At 35.8% G+C, this 21,630-nt stretch carries 27 protein-coding genes; 26 read left to right on the forward strand and 1 reads right to left on the reverse strand.

The annotated features are described in order from the left end of the window. The first annotated feature begins 1 nt into the window (after position 1). The 9 genes from AAA071_RS01520 (at position 2) to AAA071_RS01560 (ending at position 7,435) form a co-directional block, all read left to right on the forward strand. Positions 2-796 (forward strand): TrmH family RNA methyltransferase, encoded by a 795-nt coding sequence (locus AAA071_RS01520; protein WP_349234007.1) that lies wholly within the window; start codon positions 2-4, stop codon positions 794-796. Between the two features lie 161 nt (positions 797-957). Beyond that, positions 958-1,812, forward strand: a complete 855-nt coding sequence (locus AAA071_RS01525; protein ID WP_349234008.1) for a ChbG/HpnK family deacetylase — start codon at positions 958-960, stop codon at positions 1,810-1,812. Beyond that, positions 1,809-2,801 (forward strand): lysylphosphatidylglycerol synthase transmembrane domain-containing protein, encoded by a 993-nt coding sequence (locus AAA071_RS01530; protein WP_120054765.1) that lies wholly within the window; start codon positions 1,809-1,811, stop codon positions 2,799-2,801. Before AAA071_RS01525 ends, AAA071_RS01530 begins: the two co-directional genes overlap by 4 nt. A 13-nt stretch (positions 2,802-2,814) precedes the next feature. Beyond that, positions 2,815-3,264 (forward strand): ACT domain-containing protein, encoded by a 450-nt coding sequence (locus tag AAA071_RS01535; RefSeq protein ID WP_004695770.1) that lies wholly within the window; start codon positions 2,815-2,817, stop codon positions 3,262-3,264. Between the two features lie 24 nt (positions 3,265-3,288). Further along, on the forward strand, positions 3,289-4,578 hold the full coding sequence (locus AAA071_RS01540) for a homoserine dehydrogenase (protein ID WP_287518234.1): 1,290 nt from the start codon (positions 3,289-3,291) through the stop codon (positions 4,576-4,578). A 2-nt stretch (positions 4,579-4,580) separates the two neighbouring features. Then, entirely contained in the window at positions 4,581-5,495 is a 915-nt protein-coding gene (thrB, locus tag AAA071_RS01545) for a homoserine kinase (protein ID WP_278471549.1), read from the forward strand. Positions 5,496-5,550: 55 nt separating this feature from the next. Continuing rightward, positions 5,551-6,426, forward strand: a complete 876-nt coding sequence (gene htpX / locus AAA071_RS01550; RefSeq protein ID WP_278471551.1) for a zinc metalloprotease HtpX — start codon at positions 5,551-5,553, stop codon at positions 6,424-6,426. A gap of 22 nt (positions 6,427-6,448) precedes the next feature. Beyond that, on the forward strand, positions 6,449-6,856 hold the full coding sequence (ndk, locus tag AAA071_RS01555; protein WP_004695778.1) for a nucleoside-diphosphate kinase: 408 nt from the start codon (positions 6,449-6,451) through the stop codon (positions 6,854-6,856). Between the two features lie 63 nt (positions 6,857-6,919). Further along, positions 6,920-7,435 carry a cob(I)yrinic acid a,c-diamide adenosyltransferase gene (locus AAA071_RS01560; protein WP_004695779.1) on the forward strand — a complete coding sequence of 172 codons (516 nt, stop codon included), beginning with the start codon at positions 6,920-6,922 and terminating at the stop codon, positions 7,433-7,435. Positions 7,436-7,481: 46 nt separating this feature from the next. Here the strand turns inward: AAA071_RS01560 and AAA071_RS01565 are convergent, their stop codons facing one another. Continuing rightward, a complete protein-coding gene (locus AAA071_RS01565; protein ID WP_287519250.1) occupies positions 7,482-7,817 on the reverse strand; it encodes a hypothetical protein in 336 nt (111 codons plus the stop codon). Between the two features lie 63 nt (positions 7,818-7,880). Here AAA071_RS01565 and cobU point away from each other — a divergent pair, with 63 nt between their 5' ends. The 17 genes from cobU to AAA071_RS01650 all read left to right on the forward strand — a co-directional run bounded on the left by cobU (position 7,881) and on the right by AAA071_RS01650 (position 21,606). Continuing rightward, the gene (gene cobU, locus AAA071_RS01570) at positions 7,881-8,459 is read left to right on the forward strand and encodes a bifunctional adenosylcobinamide kinase/adenosylcobinamide-phosphate guanylyltransferase (RefSeq protein WP_004695782.1); all 579 of its coding nucleotides are present in this window, start codon (positions 7,881-7,883) and stop codon (positions 8,457-8,459) included. Further along, positions 8,452-9,969: a cobyric acid synthase gene (locus AAA071_RS01575; RefSeq protein WP_004695784.1), complete on the forward strand. Its 1,518-nt coding sequence runs from the start codon at positions 8,452-8,454 to the stop codon at positions 9,967-9,969. The genes cobU and AAA071_RS01575 overlap by 8 nt, the downstream gene beginning before the upstream one ends. A 12-nt stretch (positions 9,970-9,981) precedes the next feature. Then, positions 9,982-10,974 carry an adenosylcobinamide-phosphate synthase CbiB gene (cbiB, locus tag AAA071_RS01580; RefSeq protein WP_004695785.1) on the forward strand — a complete coding sequence of 331 codons (993 nt, stop codon included), beginning with the start codon at positions 9,982-9,984 and terminating at the stop codon, positions 10,972-10,974. After that, on the forward strand, positions 10,974-11,867 hold the full coding sequence (cobS, locus tag AAA071_RS01585) for an adenosylcobinamide-GDP ribazoletransferase (RefSeq protein ID WP_004695787.1): 894 nt from the start codon (positions 10,974-10,976) through the stop codon (positions 11,865-11,867). Before cbiB ends, cobS begins: the two co-directional genes overlap by 1 nt. Before the next feature lie 73 nt (positions 11,868-11,940). Next, positions 11,941-12,825 (forward strand): GHMP family kinase ATP-binding protein, encoded by an 885-nt coding sequence (locus AAA071_RS01590; RefSeq protein ID WP_287518309.1) that lies wholly within the window; start codon positions 11,941-11,943, stop codon positions 12,823-12,825. Positions 12,826-12,849: 24 nt separating this feature from the next. Next, entirely contained in the window at positions 12,850-13,980 is a 1,131-nt protein-coding gene (locus tag AAA071_RS01595) for a pyridoxal phosphate-dependent aminotransferase (protein ID WP_349234009.1), read from the forward strand. 7 nt (positions 13,981-13,987) lie between these two features. Next, positions 13,988-14,626, forward strand: a complete 639-nt coding sequence (gene cobC, locus AAA071_RS01600; RefSeq protein ID WP_004697091.1) for an alpha-ribazole phosphatase — start codon at positions 13,988-13,990, stop codon at positions 14,624-14,626. Beyond that, positions 14,626-15,324 carry a pseudouridine synthase gene (locus AAA071_RS01605; protein WP_008713895.1) on the forward strand — a complete coding sequence of 233 codons (699 nt, stop codon included), beginning with the start codon at positions 14,626-14,628 and terminating at the stop codon, positions 15,322-15,324. Before cobC ends, AAA071_RS01605 begins: the two co-directional genes overlap by 1 nt. A gap of 70 nt (positions 15,325-15,394) precedes the next feature. After that, complete coding sequence (locus AAA071_RS01610; RefSeq protein ID WP_287518305.1) at positions 15,395-16,468, forward strand: M24 family metallopeptidase; 1,074 nt, start codon at positions 15,395-15,397, stop codon at positions 16,466-16,468. A 15-nt stretch (positions 16,469-16,483) separates the two neighbouring features. Further along, positions 16,484-17,041, forward strand: coding sequence for an elongation factor P (gene efp, locus AAA071_RS01615; RefSeq protein ID WP_004695799.1), 558 nt, complete (start codon positions 16,484-16,486; stop codon positions 17,039-17,041). 135 nt (positions 17,042-17,176) lie between these two features. Then, complete coding sequence (locus tag AAA071_RS01620; protein WP_004695801.1) at positions 17,177-17,557, forward strand: Asp23/Gls24 family envelope stress response protein; 381 nt, start codon at positions 17,177-17,179, stop codon at positions 17,555-17,557. Between the two features lie 11 nt (positions 17,558-17,568). After that, a complete protein-coding gene (locus AAA071_RS01625; RefSeq protein WP_004695803.1) occupies positions 17,569-17,964 on the forward strand; it encodes an Asp23/Gls24 family envelope stress response protein in 396 nt (131 codons plus the stop codon). Further along, positions 17,954-18,358 (forward strand): transcription antitermination factor NusB, encoded by a 405-nt coding sequence (nusB, locus tag AAA071_RS01630; RefSeq protein ID WP_287518302.1) that lies wholly within the window; start codon positions 17,954-17,956, stop codon positions 18,356-18,358. Before AAA071_RS01625 ends, nusB begins: the two co-directional genes overlap by 11 nt. Then, positions 18,358-19,311 (forward strand): Kae1-like domain-containing protein, encoded by a 954-nt coding sequence (locus tag AAA071_RS01635; protein ID WP_349234010.1) that lies wholly within the window; start codon positions 18,358-18,360, stop codon positions 19,309-19,311. The genes nusB and AAA071_RS01635 overlap by 1 nt, the downstream gene beginning before the upstream one ends. 2 nt (positions 19,312-19,313) lie before the next feature. Further along, positions 19,314-20,537, forward strand: coding sequence for an exodeoxyribonuclease VII large subunit (gene xseA, locus AAA071_RS01640; RefSeq protein ID WP_287518297.1), 1,224 nt, complete (start codon positions 19,314-19,316; stop codon positions 20,535-20,537). Further along, positions 20,512-20,718, forward strand: coding sequence for an exodeoxyribonuclease VII small subunit (gene xseB / locus AAA071_RS01645; RefSeq protein WP_004697322.1), 207 nt, complete (start codon positions 20,512-20,514; stop codon positions 20,716-20,718). The genes xseA and xseB overlap by 26 nt, the downstream gene beginning before the upstream one ends. Positions 20,719-20,727: 9 nt before the next feature. Then, positions 20,728-21,606 carry a polyprenyl synthetase family protein gene (locus AAA071_RS01650; RefSeq protein WP_287518295.1) on the forward strand — a complete coding sequence of 293 codons (879 nt, stop codon included), beginning with the start codon at positions 20,728-20,730 and terminating at the stop codon, positions 21,604-21,606. Positions 21,607-21,630 lie beyond the last annotated feature (24 nt).

A 21,630-nucleotide genomic window follows, 5' to 3' on the forward strand; every position in this document is an offset into this window, starting at 1 on the left:
TATGGAATTTATCCAATCTAAAGATAATAAAACGATTAAGCGAATTATCTCATTAAGGCAGCGTAAAAATCGCCAAAAAAATGGAGAGTACATCGTTGAAGGCATTCGCTCTATTCGAGATATTGCAGCTATGGGTGCAGTAAAAACAATCGTTATACGTGAATCTAAAGCGCAAGATAAAAATATATTAGATTTATTAGACTTAGATACTGTTCAATCTGTACCTAAATATATCGCACAAGATCCAGTGTTTGATAAAGTAGATAATACCGTAAATGGACAAGGTGTAGTTGCTATTGTATCAAAGCCTACATATGATATTGAATCAATTTCTATTGTGGATGGTTTATATATTACATTAGATGGTGTTCAAGATCCCGGCAATCTAGGTACCATTATTCGTACTGCTGTTGCAGCAGGTGTTAAAGGGATATTTTTGATGAAAGGAACTGTGGACCCTTTTAATGACAAGACAGTGCGCAGTACTATGAGCGCCTTACATAAAATACCTTTATATGAAGACATTACCTTATCTCTGTTACATGATATGGTAACCGAGTCTAATATGACTAGCTATGTAACAGCTTTAGAACATTCCAATCCTTATCATACTGTAAGTTATGCTAAGCGAACTATGCTAGTATTAGGAAACGAAGGAAATGGTGTAACACCAGGGGTTATGAATCTATGTACAAATCGTATTATGATTCCTATGTATGGTGATATGGAATCCTTAAATGTAAGCGTAGCTGCTGCATTATGTATGTATAAAGTACAAGAACAATTGATGCCTTAGTATATATATGATAAAATTTTATGACCTTATAAAAAGTCCTCTACTAGTAAACAAGTAGAGGGCTTTTGTATTGATTTTTTAGTTGTGTATTTGGTAAAATAACATATATCCTTTGTGGGAGAACAAAGTTCTCCCTTTTTTTCATGAAAAGGAAGATAACTATGTCCAAATTAATTGTAAATGCAGACGATTTTGGCCTTCATAGTGCAGTTACTGCTGGTATTATTGATGGTCACCGTAGAGGTATTATTACCAGTACCTCTTTAATGGCAGGAGGAGAAGCTTTTACAGAAGCCGTAAGTATGGCAAAACAAAACCCTAAGTTGGGCATTGGTATTCATATTACCTTGGTGGGTGGGGTCAAACCAGTATGTGATCCATCAGAAGTTTCATCACTTCTCACACCAGAAGGTGTATTTCCAGAGAACTATGTAGAATTTATTAAACGTATTTACTCTGGCAAAATCAATTATAGTGAATTACGTAAAGAGATTCATGCACAAATAGCTCAAATAATGGATACCGGCTTAAGGGTAACTCATATTGATGGACATCAAGATTTGCATGTGTTACCAACGGTATTGCCAATTGTGATTGAACAGGCAAAATCCTTTGGTATACATGCTATACGTATACCCGATGAGTCTACTGGTTTTATGAATTATATGTATTCCCCAATTCGATTTCTTGGTAAAGTTGGTTTATCAACGGTTGCGGCTAATGCGCGACCAATCATACGAAATAATTGTATGACTACAACCCAATATTTTTGGGGCATGGTAAATGGAGGTCATATAAATCAGAAATCTCTAATGGGTATCCTAAAAGCGGTAAATAAACATTCTGGTACACATGAATTGATGGTTCACCCAGGTAGTAATAGTAGTATTCTTAGTAAGCTTTATAATTGGGGTTATCATTGGGAAGATGAGTTGCATGCACTCTGTTCCAGTCATACGCGATTATATATAAGTCAACATGATATAGAGCTCATTAATTATGGAGACTTGGTATGAGTAAAATGATGAAGAGAGGCATCTTTATGTTTCTCTTGTTATTGGCTGTATCAATTGGTATTATTTACTATACTATTGATTTAGATGCATTGAAAGCCATATCATCTTTTAATAGTATTTCCTTATTATTAGCTTTAGTTGCTTTAGTAGCAGGTATGTATTTTGATGGATTACGACTTCAAAGGCTCGTAAAAATTGGTGGTTACAAGTTATCGATACGAGCAGTGCTACGAGTTATTTTTAGTAATTATTTTATGGCTATGTTGACACCTGGAGCTAGCGGTGGTGCTGTCGCGCAAGTACTGGTGTTGAGAAGTTATGGCGTACCTATATCTAAAGGTACACCGATTGTATTAATACGTACCGTATTTTCCATTATGTTTTTGGTCATTATGCTGCCATTAGTATTCTTACGAGATGCTATTGAAATTCCATATATCTCTCGTGATATGCTTTTGATTTTTGCCGTGCTTGCTGTTATAGCAACCTTAGTGGGAACTTATATATTACAGACTAAGTATATGCGTCAATTTGTCTATAATCTAGCACAACGATTTAAAGCACATAACACTAAAGATTGGCTTTCTAAATTAGAAACACTAAATCAAGGTCTTGGTTTACTTTATAAACAACCTGTCCAATCTTTAATAGTTTTTATTGAATCTGGTTTGAGTTTATTATGCTTATATTGTATTGCACCCGCCTTAATGTATGCTTTCACACCAGATATTCCTATTATCGATATTTTAGATCGCATGATTTTATTAAATCTTATTTTGTATTTTGCACCAACCCCAGGGGGAACAGGCATTGCAGAAGGTCTATTTGTAGTATTATTTAGTGCCTTTGTACCTAATGGAACAGTGGGCATCATCGCTGTAGGATGGCGTGTTGTGGCTGAGTATATGCCATTCTTCATCGGTATGTATGCAGTATTAACATTATATGGACGACAATTCGTTGCCCAAGAAACTTCAAGAGAACAATAAGGGAGTGTGCTCTATGTCTAAACCAAAAAAAGATAAATTTTATCTGGTTCAAGAAGATATTTTACCAGAGGCTATAAAAAAGACGATAAAAGTAAAAGAAATTCTAAAACTAGGTGAGGTTAAAACAATTAACGAAGCAGTTGAAAAAATGGATTTAAGTCGATCTGCGTATTATAAATACAAGGATTATGTTTTTCCATTTTTTGAAATTGCTCAAGGAAAAATTGTTAGTATTTATGTTTCTATGTCAAATGAATCTGGTATGTTATCAAGCGTTTTGAAAGCCATTGCTGAACGTAACGGTAGTATTTTAACGATTAATCAAGATATTCCATTACAAGGCATTGCGAATAGTAGCATTTCTTTTGAAACCAAGGATTTACAAGGCTCATTAGAAGATTTATTGCTAGATATTCGCTCTATGAAGGGTATTATAAAGGTAGAGATTTTAGGCCAAGCATAGGCTAATTAAGAGAGTAGGACGATTATGACCACTATAAAAATTGCTTTATTAGGTTTTGGTACTGTTGCACAAGGTACTTTTAACTTATTGCAAGACAATGCTGAATTAATTAAAAATCGTACAGGTGTCAATGTTGAAATTTCTAAAATTTACGTACGAAATCCAGAAAAATATAGTCATATTATATTACCAGAAACAGCTAAATATGTAACTGATATTGATGAAGTATTAAAAGATGACTCCATTCAAATGGTAGTGGAATTAATGGGTGGTACAAACTTTGCAAAAGATTGTGTAGAAGGGGCTTTAAAAGCTAAGAAGAATGTGGTAACTGCCAATAAAGACTTATTAGCAGAAGCTGGTCCATACTTATTAGACTTAGCGAGTAAAAATGGGGTAGACTTACGTTTTGAAGCATCTGTTTTAGGTGGTATTCCTATAATCCGCACATTATATGAATCGTTAGCCGGTAATCGTATTACTGAAATCATTGGCATTATGAACGGTACTACAAACTTTATTTTGACTAAAATGTCTGAAGAAGGTTTAAGCTATCAAGATGTATTGAAAGAAGCACAAGAGTTAGGATATGCAGAGGCAGATCCTACAGCTGATGTTGAAGGCCTTGATGCAGCTCGTAAATTGGCAATACTTGCATCCATTAGTTTTAACCGTCGTATTTTCTTTGAAGATGTAACTGTAGAAGGTATTACTTGTATTGATACTGAAGATATAAAATTTGGGAAAGAGTTTGGTTACAATATTAAATTATTAGGTATTGCTAAAGAAACTGCTCAAGGATTATCTCTAAATGTATACCCTGCATTTATTCCTACTACACATCCATTGGCATCTGTTCGCGGATCCTATAATGCGATTTATGTAAAGGGGAATGGTATCGACGATGTCATGTTATATGGTCGTGGTGCAGGTAGCTTACCGACAGGTAGTTCTGTAGTATCTGACATTATGGAAGTGGCAAAGAATGTTTCTTATAATGAAACGGGACGTTTGAAACCGTTCTATTATGATCAAAAAGATATTTATTCTCCAGGTAAAATTCAATCTAGCTACTACTTGCGTTTAGCAGTAGATAATAAAACAGGTGTACTAGCAAAAATCTCTGCAAAATTAGCAGAACAAAAGATTTCTGTTTTATCCATCGTTCAACGAAATATGGATCCAAAAACTGCAGTTCTTGCCATTGTTACATCTAAATGCCCAAGATCTTATATTTTAAATCTTATAGACTCTTTTAATAGCTTGCGCTCCGTTAAGGCTGTTAATAGTGTCATTCGTATTATGGAAGCTTAATTATGAATACTGTTCGTGTACAAGTACCTGCCACTAGTGCAAACTGTGGCCCAGGTTTTGATTGCTTAGGATTAGCACTAAATCTTTATAATATATTCAGCTTTACACCAGATGAAAATGCTACAGAATATACATATACTTTTGAAGGTTTTGGTGCAGATATTCTACGCGCTGAAGATCCTAAAAAGAATCTAATTGGTTTCGCTATGGATCAAGTTTTTGCTACTGCTCAAGAACCAATTCGATATGGTCATATAACTTCTGAAACCTTGATTCCTCCCTCTCGTGGACTAGGTAGTAGTAGTACGGCTATCGTAGGGGGGCTTTTACTGGCGAACGCATTGGTAAAGCATCCACTTTCAAAAGAAGAGTTACTAGTTATAGCAAATCGTATGGAAGGTCATCCAGATAATGTGGCGCCAGCTATTTACGGAAATTTATGTTGTGCTACAGGTTTAAAAAATAAGGTACTAAACACGGTCATTTCTATTCCTCCGGAGCTACATTTTGCTGTTGTAGTACCAGAAGTCATGGTATCTACTGAATATGCTCGTTCTGTGCTACCAAATCATATTCCATTTAAAGAAGCTGTACAAAATGTAAGTCATGCTTCATTATTTGTAACAAGCTTAATTACGCATCAATTAAGTAATTTATCTGTTGCCTTAGATGACAACTTGCATGTACCTTATCGTAAGACATTGATTCCTCATTGTGATGAAGTTTTTGAAGCCGCAAAAGTTGCTGGAGCTTACGGTGCTACTATCAGTGGATCGGGTTCTACTCTGATTGCATATGTTGATAAAACTCATGTACAAGAGGTAGCAAAGGCTATGGGGGCCGTATTCACAGCAAATGAGATTGAAAATAAAATATATTGCTTAGAAGCTGATACAACTGGAGCGTTAATTATATAGTTTATGGTATAATTATAGTGTTAGGCACAGTCCATAACAATAATTGGAGGAAACTATGAACAATATAAAAACAACACTTTTATTAGCGACTCTAACAGCCATTTTAGTGGTTATTGGTGATATGATTGGCGGCAGAAGCGGTATGATTATGATGTTTGTCATATCCATGGGTATGAATTTTATGTCCTATTGGTACAGCGATAAAATCGTTTTAGCCCAATACAATGCTCAACCTGTTACTGCACAGTCTAATCCAAAACTATATGCAATGGTAGATCAATTGGCTAAAAATGGTAATTTACCAATGCCAAAGGTTTATATCATTCCCAGTGAAGTACCGAATGCATTTGCAACAGGTAGAAATCCTAGTCATGCAGCAGTTGCTGTTACAGAAGGTATCCAACGTCTATTAACTGATGAAGAATTAGAAGGTGTGCTTGCACACGAATTAACACATGTTAAGAATCGAGATACATTGATTAGTACAATTGCAGCTATGATGGCTGGTGCTATTTCTATGATAGCCAATATACTTCAATTTACTGCCATATTTGGGCGTTCCGATGATCGAGAAGGCACTAACCCTTTGGCACTTCTTGGTACAATCATTATTGCACCTATCGCAGCTGGTCTTATTCAGATGAGTATTTCCCGTACTCGTGAGTTTTTAGCTGATGAGGGGGGCGGAGATATGTGTCGCAATCCATTAGCACTGGCTTCTGCACTTGCAAAAATTGACTACTACTCTAAACATGGTGCATTGCCTAATGCAAGTAATGCTACAGCCCATATGTTTATTATTAACCCTATGATGGGAATTGGTGAAAGCTTGAGCAATCTTTTTAGTACACATCCTCGCACGGAAGAACGTATTCAAAAGTTAAAGAAACAAGCTATAAATCCAAAGTATAAAGAAAAGGCAATATTATAATTAGTATCTACTGGAGGGTATTATGCAAGAAACATTAGTTTTAATTAAACCAGATGCAGTTAAACGTCAATTAAGTGGTGAAATTCTTAGCCGTTATGAACGTAAAGGCCTTGTTATTAAAGCATTAAAACTCTTACAAGTACCTCGTGAATTAGCGGAAGAACATTATGCAGAACATAAGGAAAAACCATTCTTTGGTGAATTAGTTGATTTTATTACATCAGGACCAGTTCTTGCTTTTGTGTTAGCTGGTGAGAACGCAATTGTATCCGTACGTGCTTTAAACGGAGCAACAAATCCTGTAGATGCTGCCCCTGGTAGTATTCGTGGTGACTATGCCCTAACAATGGATGCTAACGTAGTACATGCTTCTGATTCTCCAGAAGCCGCTGCTCGTGAAATTCATCTTTGGTTCCCTGAATACAAATAATCTCAAGGTTGGGATTCTTTAGCTTTTATTTCTACATCCATGTTATCTATAGGAGGTAATCATATGGCAAGTAGCGTTTATACAAAAACAGGTGATGCTGGTACAACTGGTTTATACACGGGAGAACGTGTACAGAAATCATCTTTACGCGTAGAAGCTTATGGTACAATCGATGAATTACAAGCTTTTTTAGGATTGGCTCGCGCTTATGCTGAAAATCCACGTGTTGCTGCTGAATTATACGATATTGAGCGAAACTTATGGACATTAATGGCTGATATTGCAAGTTTAAATACTGCTCCGGTAATTACTGAGCAATATGTAAAGCATTTAGAAAAAGTTATTGATCGCTTTGATGCAAAGTTAGAACCTTTATCTAGTTTTGTCATTCCCGGTGAAAAACAATCTTCTGCTTATTTACATGTAGCTAGAACGATTACTCGACGTGCGGAACGCGCTTTATGGCGAGTATTAGACGCTGGTGAAAGTGTTCACGAATCTAATTTAAAATACTTAAATCGTCTATCCGACCTTTGCTTTATCTTGTGTCGTGTAGAGGAAGAACTTGGAGCTGAATAAACAAAAAAAGCTATGTATTTTACATAGCTTTTTGCTCGTTATAGACCTATTGTGAAATTGTTTGGTTTAAAACATCTTGAGGGCTAGGATAGTAAAAGAAGATATGAGGAATTTCATAACGGAATTTTGCTCTTAATAAATTGGCTAATGTTGTTTCAAAGTTTATAATTTTATCAGCGCCGAAATCAAAGTCTTCAACTAATACTAATAGTTGTGCTTCAACTTGCGGTGCATTTTCAGGTAAAGCTTCTGGTGGTAGAGGAACATTCACTACTACTCGTGCAGTACCAATATATTTACCTTGTCCGTCATCGATGGCAACACGATATGTATTATCCCATAGCGTAGCCATCATTTTTAGTTTCATATTCATAATTTCCATAGTATCGCTCCTTTGTTATACTTATAATGATACTGAAATTATAAATTCTTGTATAGGTGCATTATGAAATCACAAATTATATTGTGTTCCGGTGGGGCACGCAGTGGAAAAAGTGAATTTGCTGAACGTTTAGCATTGGCTACAAAGGGGCCAAAAGCTTATGTAGCTACGGGCCAAGCTTTTGATGAGGAAATGGTGGATCGCATCAAAAAACATCAAGAGCGACGAGGAAAAATATGGAATAATTTTGAAGTACCTTTACATTTAGCTGATGAATGGGAAAATATCAGTCAATCAGCAGATGTAATTCTTATAGATTGTTTAACCATGTTCACTACCAATCACATGATGGCTTATGGCTCCATTCGTGGTCAAGAAGATGCTAATAGATTAGAACAGACAATACTTTCAGAATTAGACACTTTATTAGACTCGATACAATCATGTGAAGGTAAAACAGTTATATTTGTGACCAATGAAATTGGGTTAGGTATTGTGCCGGATAATAAACTGGCTAGATATTTTAGAGATATTGCTGGTCGTGTGAATCGAGCAGTAGCTTCTGTTGCAGATAAACTCTATTTAACAATTAGTGGTGTTACCATTGAATTGAAATCACAGGAGGTTCATATAAATGGCTAAGAAAATCATGTTTCAAGGAACGAGTTCTAATGTAGGTAAAAGTATTCTTTGTACTGCATTATGCCGTATTTTTTATAGAAAAGGTTTTAAGACCGTTCCTTTTAAAGCACAAAATATGGCCCTCAATTCTTATGTGACAAAATGGGGCGATGAAATTGGCCGTGCTCAAGTCGCTCAAGCCGAAGCCGCTGGTATTGATCCAATTGTTCAAATGAATCCTGTGTTATTAAAACCTACAGGAAATCAATCGTCTCAAGTTGTATTGATGGGGAAACCTGTTGGCGTATATAGTGCCAAAGAATATCATACAAAATATTCACTAACCGCTTTAGATAAGGTTAAAGAATCTATTGATTTCTTAGACTCAAATTTTGATATGATGGTTATCGAAGGTGCCGGTAGTCCTGCAGAAGTTAACTTAAAAGCAAATGATATTGTAAATATGCGTATTGCCAAGATGACTCAAGCTCCAGTTTTTCTCATTGCAGATATTGACCGAGGTGGTGCTATTGCGTCCATTGTTGGTACCTTAGAATTATTAGAACCAGAAGAACGCGATCTTATTAAAGGTATCGTTATCAATAAATTCCGTGGTGATATCAAACTATTAGAACCAGCTCTTACATTTATTGAAGAAAAAACAGGTAAAAAAGTGGTAGGTGTTATTCCTGCCATTGAGAACCTCGATATTGATGAAGAAGATTCTGTTGCATTAGAGAACAAACGCAATAGTGGTACTAAAGATATTCAGGTCGTAGTTATGCAAACACCTAAAATCTCTAATTTTACAGACTTTGATGCACTTAATTATGAGCCAGATGTATCTGTCCGTTTTGTAGGCCCTGGAGATGTTATCGGTACGCCAGATTTAATTATATTACCTGGTTCTAAAAATACATTGGCTGACTTAACATATTTACGTGATACAGGCTTTGCTGATGAAATCAAAAAATTGGCTGCTCAAGGTACACCTATTATCGGTGTTTGTGGCGGTAACCAAATGTTAGGTAAAACTATTTATGATCCGCATCATATGGAAGGTGATATCGAGGAAATTGAAGGACTTGGCCTTGTTGAATCCTCCACGACTATGAAGGCTCAAAAAACTACCCATCAAGTACAATTCAATGTATCTAATTTACAGTTTTTAAATGGTACTTTCAGGGGTGAAAAATTAGTAGGCTATGAAATTCATATGGGGGATACTACGCCACTAGCAGATTCGGTGTCTCGTTGCTTTACAATTACAAGTCGCAGTGAAGAGGCTGTCAATGTTATTGATGGTTTTATTGATGGTAATCATCAAGTAATGGGTACATATATTCACGGTGTATTTGATAATGACGAGTTTAGACGTTTTATTATCAATCAATTACGTGAACGCAAGGGATTACAACCATTAGATGTAGTATTCCATTATTTTGACCATAAAAATGCGGCATATAATCGCTTAGCTGATATTGTGGAGGAACATCTAGATATGGATTATATTATGTCTACCTTGGGATAGTAGAGGAGATATATGGAACATTTAGCAATTTTTCACTGGTTTTCAAAGTATAACTTTGTGTGCATACCAGTTTTAGCATTTTTATTGGATTTAATTATTGGAGATCCCAATAGTAAATATCATCCAGTGGCCATTATTGGACGTATAATATCTTTTTTTGAAGCCGTTCTTTATAAAGACACTGATAATGATACGAAGAAATTGTGGTACGGTGGTATTGCAGTAGGTTTAATTCTTATATCGGTATATATCATAGTATCTTTATTGTTATGGCTAGGTGGAGTAGTAGACGAATGGGTATACTATGCTTTCGAAGTAGTGATCCTCTACATTGCCATTTCTCCACGTTCATTGGCTGGCGCAGGTTTTACCATTAGTCAGTTAATAAAACAAGGTAATATTGTAGATGCTCGCAAACGTTTATCATGGATTGTGGGACGAGATACGGAAGACTTAGATGAAAGCGAAATCACTCGGGCTACAGTAGAAACGATTGCGGAAAATACGGTAGATGGTATTATTGCACCTTTTTTCTTTTTTATTATCGGTGGCCCTATGGGGGCTATTCTTTATAGAACTGCTAATACTATGGATTCTATGTTAGGCTATAAGAATCAAAAGTACTTGTACTTTGGTCGCGTAGCTGCACGCTTTGATGACATATTAAATTGGATTCCTGCCCGAATTACCTTTGTATTATTTGTAATTTCTGCATTCTTTTTACGCTTTGATGCTAAAAAGGCAATAGAAATCGGTTTACGTGATGCAAAAAAACATCCTAGTCCTAATGGGGGGTATGCAGAAGCACCTGTGGCAGGGGCCTTACATATCCGTTTAGGTGGTTACAATCAGTATTTCAAAAAAATGACCTTCCGTGAATATATGGGGGATCCTATTGAAAAGCTAAACCGTAACCATATTACTCGAACAATTTATATGATGTATGTTACGACTATACTAATGGTTATCATTAGTACAGTCATTACCTATGGGATGAATGTATAATGACACCTTTTTTTATAGCACTACAATTTTTAACGCGTTTAAAAATTGTAAATCAAACTGAATGGTCTGTAGAGGACTTTGGTAAATCTGTTGTAGCCTTTCCTTATGTGGGCCTTATTATTGGTCTCATATTAGCTATATTATATGGCGTATTATCGCCATTTATTCCGATTATGCCATTGATGTTAATTATCGTTGTGGCTGAGTTTTTAATAACTGGTGGCCTTCATGCTGATGGTTTGATGGATACAAGCGATGGTTTGTTTTCCGGCCGTGAAAGAGAACGTAAACTAGAAATCATGAAAGATAGTCGTATAGGCTCCTTTGGAGTTGTTGCTTTTGTATTTGTTACACTTTTGAAATGGCAATTATTAGCTTCGATTCCATCGGCTGAATTTATACCTATGGCACTCATTATGATGCCTTTAATGAGCCGTTGGTCTATGGTTTTTAGTATTCGATCCTATCCATATGCTAGAGAACAGGGGATGGGGGCAGCATTTGCTAATTTAGCACCTAAACATGTTATTACTTATAACACCATATCTACGTTCTTTATGCCTATTCTATTACTATTAATCGGTTTAGTATTATATACACTTTTATATGGTGCTTATGCAATTTTATCAGCACCTGATGTAGGATATTTGGTAGGATTAGGTGTGTTAGTATATGCTACTATAGGTATTTTCCAAATCAATATTGTTAGCATGATTATTACGTATATTATTAACCGATTATTAAACCGCTATATTGTAAAAGCGTTAGGTGGCACTACTGGTGATACATATGGATTTGTTGTGGAAGTAACTGAAGTATTATTGATACTGGTATATAGCATAATTTTATCTATACTATCAGCTACGGTAGTTAATAATCCAACTATGTTCTAACTCTAAATTTTTGATTTTCAAAGTTTTAATATTTTTAGAACGTATACTTTATTTGATGTGAAAGGAGTTTAATGTGACCTATTATGTAAGAGCCCCAGGTACATGTGGGGAATTTCTACAAGGTTCTATTGATGGTCAGTCATTTTTAGTGACATGTCCAATTAATCGATACTCCTATGCATTGAGTAATGTAATACAACCTTTTTCTAAAGAATTTTGTGCACTTCAACCAAAGTCTGCACAAGCTCGTGAATTAGTACAAGAGTTGGTCCAACAAAAAAATAAAAATCAAATTTGCCCGCCTGTGTATGTAAGATCTGATATTCTACAAGGAAAAGGCATGGCTTCAAGTTCGGCAGATATTTCTGTAACAGCTATGGCTACAGCTTTGGCCATGGACTATGATTTATCATTAAAAGAACTTGAGCAAATTTGTCTATCTGTAGAGCCTACAGATGCCTCTTTTTATCAAGGTGTAACTCAGTTTGATTATATTAAAGGGACTATCTCTAAGCCATTAGGTATGTGCCCACCTTTAAAAATCCTCGTTTTTGACGAAGGCGGTAGCATTGATACAGTTAGCTTTAATAAACAAGCAGATTTACAAAATAAAATTTTAGAAAAAGAATCTATTATACAAGAATCCTTTGATTTGTTTAAACAGGGGCTTACAACGCATGATATAAAGCTTATTGGCCAAGCTGCTACATTGAGTGCCTTTGGCAATCAGCGTATTTTATATAAACCTAATTTATATGACTTTCACGATGTAGGTAATTCTTATAATAGTGTAGGAACAATCATCGCTCATAGCGGAACCATTATGGGACTATTATTCCCCGTTGATTATGGTCGTATTAATGATTGTAAGAATGAGATTTTGCGTAAGTTGCCACAATTATCCTATGTAGATACGGTTGAAACTACGAATGAAGGATTAACTTATATCAAACGATAAAGTATTTCATAGAAAGAGAATAGTATGTCTAAAATACATGGGGGCAATATCTTTCAGTTTGCCCATGAACAACGAATTGAACCATATGAGGTTATTGACTTTAGTGCTAATATCAATCCACTAGGCCCTAGCCAACGTGGCTTATCTGCATTAGAACCTCAATTGCGATATATATCACATTATCCGGATGCTACAAATGATGATATATTAAATGCCATTGCTGATATCTATGGTATGAATAAAAATCAAATTGTAGTTGGCAATGGAGCGGCAGAGCTATTATATGCAATTTGTCGGTTACCTGGCTATACGGGCGCTTTTGTTCCCGCACCAGGTTTTTCTGAATATAAAGCTGCTTTAGAAGCAAGTAGAATTCCAGTACGCGATATTTATTATAGACCACGGGAAGATGAACATGGAAAACCTTATTTTGAGGTTCCTTATTTAGCATTAGAAACTTTTGCAGCCGAGTTAAAAGGGCAAGATGGTCGTATTATTGTATTTCTAGGTAATCCCAATAATCCAGATGGTACGTTACTTGATAAGAACCATATTCGTACTATTGCAAGCATGCTGAAAGATGCTAATAGTTTACTTGTTATAGATGAGTCCTTTATCGATTTTGTTGGTAACGACACATTACAAGATAATGAATACTCCATGCGCTCCCTAGTTAACGAGTTTGATAATATTATCGTGGTTCATTCTTTTACAAAATTCTATGCCGTGCCAGGGCTACGAATTGGTGCTGCTTTCAGCAATCCTCTTATCATTGAGCAACTAAATAGTTTTATTCCAACTTGGTCTGTTAACACATTAGCTCAATCCTATACAGAGGCGGCTTTGAATGATGTAGAGTATGTGAAACGAACAAAACAAGTATTACATGAAGAGCAACTTTTTATGTATAACTCATTAGATACTATAAATGGTATTACTGTATATCCGCCTTCAGCTAATTTTATATTGTTCCACATTGAACAAGAAGGAATAACAGCAGAGTCGATTAATGAAGCGCTTAAAAAATATAATATGATTGTTCGCAACTGTGATTCTTATATGGGATTAAATAATCAATGGGTTCGCGTTGCAATAAAAGATCATGATACTAATGTTAGGTTAGTAGAAAAATTAACAGATATTTTGAAAGTATAGGAAGACTATGAAAACATTGTATATTGTGCGCCATGGTGAAACTGATTGGAACAAAATGGGAAAATACCAAGGCATCACAGATGTTCCACTTAATGAAAATGGTTTAAATCAAGCAAAGGCATGTGGTCAGGCTCTTAAAGATGTTAAATTTGATCGCATATTATCTAGTGATTTGAGTCGTGCTTTAGTTACAGCTGAAGTCATTCGCGGTGAACGTACTACTCCTATTACAGTAGATAAACGCTTACGAGAACTTAATTTTGGCGACTGGGAAGCTATGTTATTTTCAGATATCGAAGATCGTTGGCCTGGTTTGATAGATGAAATGTATTTGCGACCACATCTAGTTAAGGTTCCTAATGGTGAAAGCTTTAAGAATTTACAAGACCGTGCATGGGCAGGTCTAGAGGAATTCATCAATGTTAATAATGAGGAGGAAACACTTCTCATTGCTTGTCATGGTGGAACTATACGAACATTATTGTGTAAATTATTAGATATTTCCATTAGTCATTGTTGGAATTTTAGTCAAGGTAATACAGCAATAAATCGTATATTCTATAATGGCATGGGAGAATTTGATCATAATATTTTAAACTTGCTCAATGATACAGCACACGTAGATGTATTACAAGGTCATGCATAATGCGACTAGATAAATTATTAGCCAATAAAGCTTATGGTAGTCGAAAAGAAGTCCATCAAATCATAAAAGATAGAAGGGTTACCATCAATGGTAGTATAACAACGAAAAAAGATACTCATATTGATATTGATGTTGATATAGTTGCTGTTGATGGTAAGATTGTTAGTACTACTCAACTATATTATGTAAAATTTCATAAGCCAAAGGGCTATGTTACCGCCGTAGAAGATTCTAGTCACCCTGTTGTTATGGATTTACTTCCTCCAGAATTCATAAAAATGGGAGTAGTTCCAGTAGGCAGATTAGATAAGGATACAGAAGGACTTTTACTATTAACTAATGATGGTGTGTGGGGACATTCTATCATCAATGGTAATAAACATGTGCCTAAGGTTTATTACGTAGAATTTGAAGGAACGCTATCTGATGAAGGTATACAACGTATTAAAGAGGGAATTCTTCTTGGAGATGGTACGCAATGTAAACCGGCAGAAATTGAATTTGTATCGTTACATTCAGTACATGTAACAATTGAAGAAGGTAAGTATCATCAAGTTAAGCGCATGATTGGTGCTGCAGGTGGTACTGTAACATATTTGAAACGTCTTACGATTGGTCATATTGATTTAAGTGGCATTGAAGAGGTTGGTTCTGCAATGGAATTGACCGTTGAACAGATAGAGGGCTTTAAAAAATAGCATAAAATTCTATTCAATATAGGTATTTTATGGTAAGATTAATTGTACTTTATAGACTAGGAGCAAGATTATGAATGGATTAAATCTGCTACAACAGTATATTAAAGAGCAAGAATTAACAGGCGTCATTTTAATAAGCCCTATAAATCTACATTATTTTGCAGGCTTTACTGGTACTACAGGCTTTGCTATCATTACTCAAGATAAAGCCTTTATGATTACTGATTTCAGATATACTGAACAAGCAACAAAACAATGTGAAGGGTACACAGTTATTCAATATGAAACAACTGTTATGGATACTCTTGTAGATATATTCAATGAACATCATATTCACGAAGGTTTATTCGGTATAGAAGGCAAACAAATGCCTGTGGATACGTATGAAACTTTATGTGATACATTAGATGAACGCTTTAATTTTACATCTATCAATTTTGCAAAACTACGTGCGGTTAAGCGTGAAGACGAATTAGACTTATTGCGTAAAGCTGCTAAAATTGGTGATGATGCTTTTGCTGCCTTGCTACCACAACTAAAGGTAGGGATGACAGAAAACGAAGCGCGCATTATATTAGAATCAGAAATGTTAAAACGTGGATCAGAGGAACCTTCCTTTGCAACCATTGTTGCTTCTGGTAATCGTTCTAGTATGCCTCATGGTGTAGCCAGTGATAAGGTCATTGAAGCAGGTGATTTTGTTACCTTTGACTTTGGTGCAGTATATAAGGGTTATCATTCTGATATGACTAGAACTATTGTAATGGGGGCTGCCTCTGAATTACAAAAGAAGCTGTATGGTATAGTTTTAGAAGCACAAAAACGTGGCGTAGCTGCAGTTCGGGCTGGTATTACTGGTAAAGAACTTGATGCAGTTTGTCGTGATTATATTAAAGAACATGGATATACCAAGGAATTTAATCATGGTACTGGACATGGCGTAGGTCTTGAGATTCACGAAGAACCAGTAGCCAATACTAAATCCGATACGGTATTTACAGAAAATATGATCATTACGGTAGAACCTGGCATTTATATAACAGGTACTATCGGATTGAGAATAGAGGATAGTGTCATCGTCAAATCTGACGGCTATGAGGTGTTGACACATAGTCCAAAAGAGTTAATTGAAATAGGTATTTAGAAGGAGAAGAGTTAGATGATTTCCAGTAATGATTTTCGTCCAGGTGTAACCGTTGAAATTGACGGTAATGTATGGCAAGTAGTTGATTTCCAACACGTTAAACCAGGTAAAGGTGCTGCATTCGTACGTACTAAAATGAAAAACTTGCAAACTGGTTCTGTAGTTGAGCGTACATTTAATGCAGGTGAAAAAGTGCCTAAAGCACATGTTGATCGTCGTCGTATGCAATACTTATATGAATCTGATGGCTCTTATACATTCATGGATAACGAAACTTATGATCAAGTTGAACTTACCCTTGAACAATTAGGTGATGCTAAAAACTTCCTTCTTGAAAATATGGAAGTATCCATCATGTTCTTCCAAGGTATCGTAATCGGTATCGATTTACCTGTAGCTGTTGAACTTCGTGTAGTTGAAACAGATCCTGGCATCCGTGGTGATACTGCAACTGGTGGTAATAAACCAGCCGTATTAGAAACAGGCTATACTGTAAAAGTACCTCTCTTCATTGAAGTAGATGATGTACTTCGTATTGATACCCGTACAGGACAATACATCGAACGTGCCTAATACTCATTGATATGTATTGGGGCAAGATCTTTTCAAGGAATCTTATTCCCCATATATCGTAACATTTGCACTGTAAGCACTTGTCGTCTATGTAATTATATATAGGGACAGGTGCTTTTTTTGAAAGAGGCCAGTATGACCAAGAAAAATACTGAACTAGAGTCGGGTAAAATTAAGATTAACGATGATGTGTATGCTACAATTGTAACAATGACAGCCCTTGACACAAAGGGAATTCATCATATGAGTTCCACCTTTAATGATGGTGTTAACACTTTCTTTAGACGTAAATCCGATCATGAAGGTGTTAAGATATCCTTTAACGATGAAGGAGCAATATCAGTTACACTATATGTGTGCATTCAGTATGGATATCGTATTCCTGATGTTGTTTTACGTCTACAAGAGCGCATTAAAACTGCTTTAGTCTCTTATACAGAAATTGAGGTTCAAACTATTGATGTAGTTGTACAAGACATTATTTTTGATGATTTAGTAACACCTCAACAGCCATAGGAGGTATCTCTATGAGTTCAGATAATCAATTAAATTATGGTTTAGACACGGATACCATTGATATTGCAGATTCTGTCATAATTGATGTAGCAACAAAAACTTTAGGGACCATTCCTGGTATTCATTCTTTAAGCCCACGCTTTTACGATGAGTTGGTAGAGGGTATTACACATGCTTTTGGTCAGCGTAGCTTACCTGGTATCAATGTAAAGCATCGTAAAGGTTTTATTGAAATTAACATTTATATTAAAGCATTGTATGGATATAATCTCATTGAATTATCGAAACAATTGCAATTAGAAATCAAACAAACCTTAAAAAATATGCTAGATCTTGATCATATTAAGGTTGATGTGCATATTGAAGGTATTGTAAAAGAAAAGGAGCCAGTTTTACATGGTAACTAAGCGAAATCGGCGAGAGGCTCGTCAATACGCATTCCAAATGTTATATGCCAATGAATTTCATACTGATCAAAATGATGTTCAATTTCCCGAAGGAAATATTCATAAAGCAATGGATAAGGCATATGCAAATAGTATTATAGAGGGTGTACTATCAAACGCTAAAGCAATTGATGCTACATTACAGCCATTCTGTAAATCTCGTAAAGTAGCAAATTTAGATAAGGTGGATCGTTCTATTTTACGTATTGCCGTTTGGGAAATGAACAATAAAGTGGAACCTTTAGAGCCATCTATTGCTATTAATGAAGCCATTCAATTAGCTAAAGAGTTTGGCTCTGATGCATCTTATAAATTAATTAATGCAATCTTAGACGCATATAATAAGAGTAAATAATGAAACGATATTACTTAGGCATTGATACGAGTTGTTACACTACAAGTTGTGCCATTGTAGATAGTGACTTTCACATAGTAGGGGAAGCACGTAAAATCTTAGAGGTAAAACTAGGTGAGCGAGGACTACAACAATCAAATATGGTCTTTCAGCATATAAAGGCATTGCCTAAGTTAATGCCAGAGTTGCCTCAGGTACCAATTAGCGGTATAGGTGTTAGTGGCTTTCCGCGCCGTGAAGAACGCTCTTATATGCCTGCCTTTATGGTCGGGTTAGGACAGGGGCAAACCTTGAGTCATCTTATGAATGTGCCTTTACATATTTTTGCACATCAAGAGAATCATATATTAGCTGCTTTGAGAGATTTAAAAAATATTTCTAATGAGCCATTTTTGGCATTACATCTATCAGGTGGCACGACAGAACTAGTATATTGCCATTATCAAGGAAACGGTATTTTTGAATCTCACATCGTTGGTGGTTCTAAAGATTTACAAGGGGGGCAATATGTTGATCGCATAGGTGTCGCATTGGGCTTACCATTTCCTGCAGGTAAACATTTAGAGGCTTTAGCATTACAAACTACAGAATATGAACCATTGCCATCATCTGTAAAAGACGGATGGATTAGCTTTGCCGGTCCTTGTAGTGCTGCTATGCGGCGTATAAATAACGCTATGAGTGATATAGATAAATCTAAGTTAGCTAGAGCTGTTTTTACTTCCATTGGAAATGCTCTAGAAAAAATGATTACTTATCATACTAAAGAGAAATCTGTACGTGCACTCATTGCTGTAGGTGGTGTGATGGGTAATAGTTTACTTCGTAAGCGGATGGAAACCTATTGTAAACGAAATCATCTCCAATTACATGTGGCGCAGCCACAATTCTCTGTTGATAATGCCACAGGTAATGCTTTTGGTGCTGCTTATTTACAAGAATCTAGAGGATAATCGTGAATGTATTAACCATTACACAATTAAACAATCTCATAAAACGTACCTTAGATCGTGAATATCTATTAAAGAATGTATATGTAAGTGGTACCATTATTAATGCAAAACGTCATAGTAGTGGTCACATGTATTTTTCTTTAAAAGATGAGGAATCTGCTATTGATGTGACAATGTGGTCTAGTACAGTCATGCAAAAGGGACTAGCTAATGCCATTCAAAATGGTTTATTAGTAACTGTAAAAGCATCTGTTAACTTTTACAATAAAATGGGCCGTTTAAATCTCATTGCATCAGATATGCAGATAGGTGCTAAAAGTCCGTTACAGCTTGAATTTGACGCTCTAAAACGAGAGTTAACTGCTTTGGGGTACTTTGATGATAGCCATAAAGTAGGTTTACCCTATATGTCGAGTTGCATTGGTATTGTTACATCCCAATCTGGTGCTGTATTACATGATATTCTACATGTTAGTAAACAACGTAATCCACTAGTTCAATTTAAATTGTTTTCCGTTCCTGTACAAGGTAGTACCGCAGGCCCAATTATAGCAAAAGGGATTGCTACGGCAGATGCTGATCCAGATATTGATGTCATCATCGTTGGTCGTGGTGGTGGATCTATGGAGGACTTGTGGTGTTTCAATGATAGAGCTGTTGTAGAGGCAATTTATAATGCTCATACACCGATTATTTCGGCGGTAGGTCATGAAACAGATTACACCTTATGTGATTATGTAGCTGATGCACGCGGGGCTACGCCTAGCCATGCTACAGAAATGGCAGTACTTCCAATTACTACATTACAAGATCAGCTGACAGAAAAAGAAGAGTACTTACACGAATATATACGCTATACACTACAACAAAAACGTACAGATTTAACATTGCTCTTTAATCGAAAACTTGGCATTCCAGCTCTGCAATTTTTACATAAGCAAAAATCACACTTACAAGAGCTTTCACAAACTCTAACTAATGCAACTAAAGAACGATGTAATGCAGAGAGACATAGCTTAGCATTATTGGCACAACAGTTAGAGTCGCTAAATCCATTACAAATAATGATTAAAGGTTTTGCAAAGGTTGAGCATGATAACAAACCTATTACATCGGTTGCCCAATTACAACCAAATGATGATATACGAGTTACACTAGCTGATGGTTATATTACTGCTACGGTAAAGGAGGCGCACAAGGATGGCCGCATCACTAAAAAGTTATGAGAAAAAATATAAGGCCTTAGAAGATATTGTTAAGCAATTAGACGATGGGGATATGACCATTTCTGAGCTTTTATCACAATATAAAAAGGGCTTAACTTTGGTAAAAGAATGTGCTGAAATGCTTGACTCTGTTGAAGATGAAGTACAACAAATTATCGAAGAAGTCCGCATCAGTGAATAAGGAGATTCTATGTTCAAAGATTATTTAGCATCTAGCAAACAAAATATTGAACAATGGTTAGGCGAAGTACTTAATAGCCCAAATCAAGAATTTGAACAACTTTATGAATCTATGAATTATAGTTTAATGCAAGGTGGCAAACGAATACGACCTATTTTAACTAAGGCTGTGTTGGAAATGCTTCATAAAAAGCCAGCTGATTATAAGGAATTTCTATGTGCTATGGAGTGTATCCATACGTATTCATTAGTTCATGATGATTTACCAGCTATGGATAATGATGATTATCGTAGAGGTAATTTGACCAATCACAAAGTATACGGCGAGGGACTTGCTATTTTAGCCGGTGATGGGTTATTAACATATGCATTTCAATTGATGACTTCAAATACAGTTGCTAGTGCACAGCAAAAACTAGATGCTATACAATGTGTTGCTACTGCGGCTGGTCCTGAAGGTATGGTTGGGGGACAAGCCTTTGATTTGCTCAGCGAAGACAAACATATTCCTTTAGAAGAATTAAAGGTTTTACATACTGGTAAAACAGGTGCACTATTTAACGCTTCTGTAGAATTAGGTCTTATTCTTGGAAGTGCTAATAATACTACGCGAACAGCCCTTATGGAATATTCTAATTGTCTGGGATTATTATTCCAAATTACTGATGATATTTTAGATGTAACCGGTACTATTGAAGAATTAGGAAAAACACCCGGTAGTGATATTCGCCAACATAAATCTACCTATGTATCTTTACTAGGTTTAGAGCAAGCAAAACATCAAGCCTACTTAGTAGGTAGCCAAGCTCATGATGCGTTAAACTTGGTTTCTTATGATACAACTATACTATCAGCATTAATTGATTATCTTTTAGAACGTACGAATTAATGGGTATTACCTGTAGAAGGTATA

Origin of the sequence: Veillonella parvula (assembly GCF_040097785.1) — a bacterium.
In the GTDB taxonomy this organism is placed as follows: domain Bacteria; phylum Bacillota; class Negativicutes; order Veillonellales; family Veillonellaceae; genus Veillonella; species Veillonella parvula_D.

What these genes read in the sequence shown, in the direction of transcription:
- AAA071_RS01520 (WP_349234007.1), top strand. Translation starts at nt 2, where the DNA reads ATGGAATTTATCCAATCTAAAGATAATAAAACGATTAAGCGAATTATC.
- AAA071_RS01525 (WP_349234008.1), top strand. Translation starts at nt 958, where the DNA reads ATGTCCAAATTAATTGTAAATGCAGACGATTTTGGCCTTCATAGTGCA.
- AAA071_RS01530 (WP_120054765.1), top strand. Translation starts at nt 1,809, where the DNA reads ATGAGTAAAATGATGAAGAGAGGCATCTTTATGTTTCTCTTGTTATTG.
- AAA071_RS01535 (WP_004695770.1), top strand. Translation starts at nt 2,815, where the DNA reads ATGTCTAAACCAAAAAAAGATAAATTTTATCTGGTTCAAGAAGATATT.
- AAA071_RS01540 (WP_287518234.1), top strand. Translation starts at nt 3,289, where the DNA reads ATGACCACTATAAAAATTGCTTTATTAGGTTTTGGTACTGTTGCACAA.
- thrB (WP_278471549.1), top strand. Translation starts at nt 4,581, where the DNA reads ATGAATACTGTTCGTGTACAAGTACCTGCCACTAGTGCAAACTGTGGC.
- htpX (WP_278471551.1), top strand. Translation starts at nt 5,551, where the DNA reads ATGAACAATATAAAAACAACACTTTTATTAGCGACTCTAACAGCCATT.
- ndk (WP_004695778.1), top strand. Translation starts at nt 6,449, where the DNA reads ATGCAAGAAACATTAGTTTTAATTAAACCAGATGCAGTTAAACGTCAA.
- AAA071_RS01560 (WP_004695779.1), top strand. Translation starts at nt 6,920, where the DNA reads ATGGCAAGTAGCGTTTATACAAAAACAGGTGATGCTGGTACAACTGGT.
- AAA071_RS01565 (WP_287519250.1), bottom strand. Translation starts at nt 7,817, where the DNA reads ATGGAAATTATGAATATGAAACTAAAAATGATGGCTACGCTATGGGAT.
- cobU (WP_004695782.1), top strand. Translation starts at nt 7,881, where the DNA reads ATGAAATCACAAATTATATTGTGTTCCGGTGGGGCACGCAGTGGAAAA.
- AAA071_RS01575 (WP_004695784.1), top strand. Translation starts at nt 8,452, where the DNA reads ATGGCTAAGAAAATCATGTTTCAAGGAACGAGTTCTAATGTAGGTAAA.
- cbiB (WP_004695785.1), top strand. Translation starts at nt 9,982, where the DNA reads ATGGAACATTTAGCAATTTTTCACTGGTTTTCAAAGTATAACTTTGTG.
- cobS (WP_004695787.1), top strand. Translation starts at nt 10,974, where the DNA reads ATGACACCTTTTTTTATAGCACTACAATTTTTAACGCGTTTAAAAATT.
- AAA071_RS01595 (WP_349234009.1), top strand. Translation starts at nt 12,850, where the DNA reads ATGTCTAAAATACATGGGGGCAATATCTTTCAGTTTGCCCATGAACAA.
- cobC (WP_004697091.1), top strand. Translation starts at nt 13,988, where the DNA reads ATGAAAACATTGTATATTGTGCGCCATGGTGAAACTGATTGGAACAAA.
- AAA071_RS01605 (WP_008713895.1), top strand. Translation starts at nt 14,626, where the DNA reads ATGCGACTAGATAAATTATTAGCCAATAAAGCTTATGGTAGTCGAAAA.
- AAA071_RS01610 (WP_287518305.1), top strand. Translation starts at nt 15,395, where the DNA reads ATGAATGGATTAAATCTGCTACAACAGTATATTAAAGAGCAAGAATTA.
- efp (WP_004695799.1), top strand. Translation starts at nt 16,484, where the DNA reads ATGATTTCCAGTAATGATTTTCGTCCAGGTGTAACCGTTGAAATTGAC.
- AAA071_RS01620 (WP_004695801.1), top strand. Translation starts at nt 17,177, where the DNA reads ATGACCAAGAAAAATACTGAACTAGAGTCGGGTAAAATTAAGATTAAC.
- AAA071_RS01625 (WP_004695803.1), top strand. Translation starts at nt 17,569, where the DNA reads ATGAGTTCAGATAATCAATTAAATTATGGTTTAGACACGGATACCATT.
- nusB (WP_287518302.1), top strand. Translation starts at nt 17,954, where the DNA reads ATGGTAACTAAGCGAAATCGGCGAGAGGCTCGTCAATACGCATTCCAA.
- AAA071_RS01635 (WP_349234010.1), top strand. Translation starts at nt 18,358, where the DNA reads ATGAAACGATATTACTTAGGCATTGATACGAGTTGTTACACTACAAGT.
- xseB (WP_004697322.1), top strand. Translation starts at nt 20,512, where the DNA reads ATGGCCGCATCACTAAAAAGTTATGAGAAAAAATATAAGGCCTTAGAA.
- AAA071_RS01650 (WP_287518295.1), top strand. Translation starts at nt 20,728, where the DNA reads ATGTTCAAAGATTATTTAGCATCTAGCAAACAAAATATTGAACAATGG.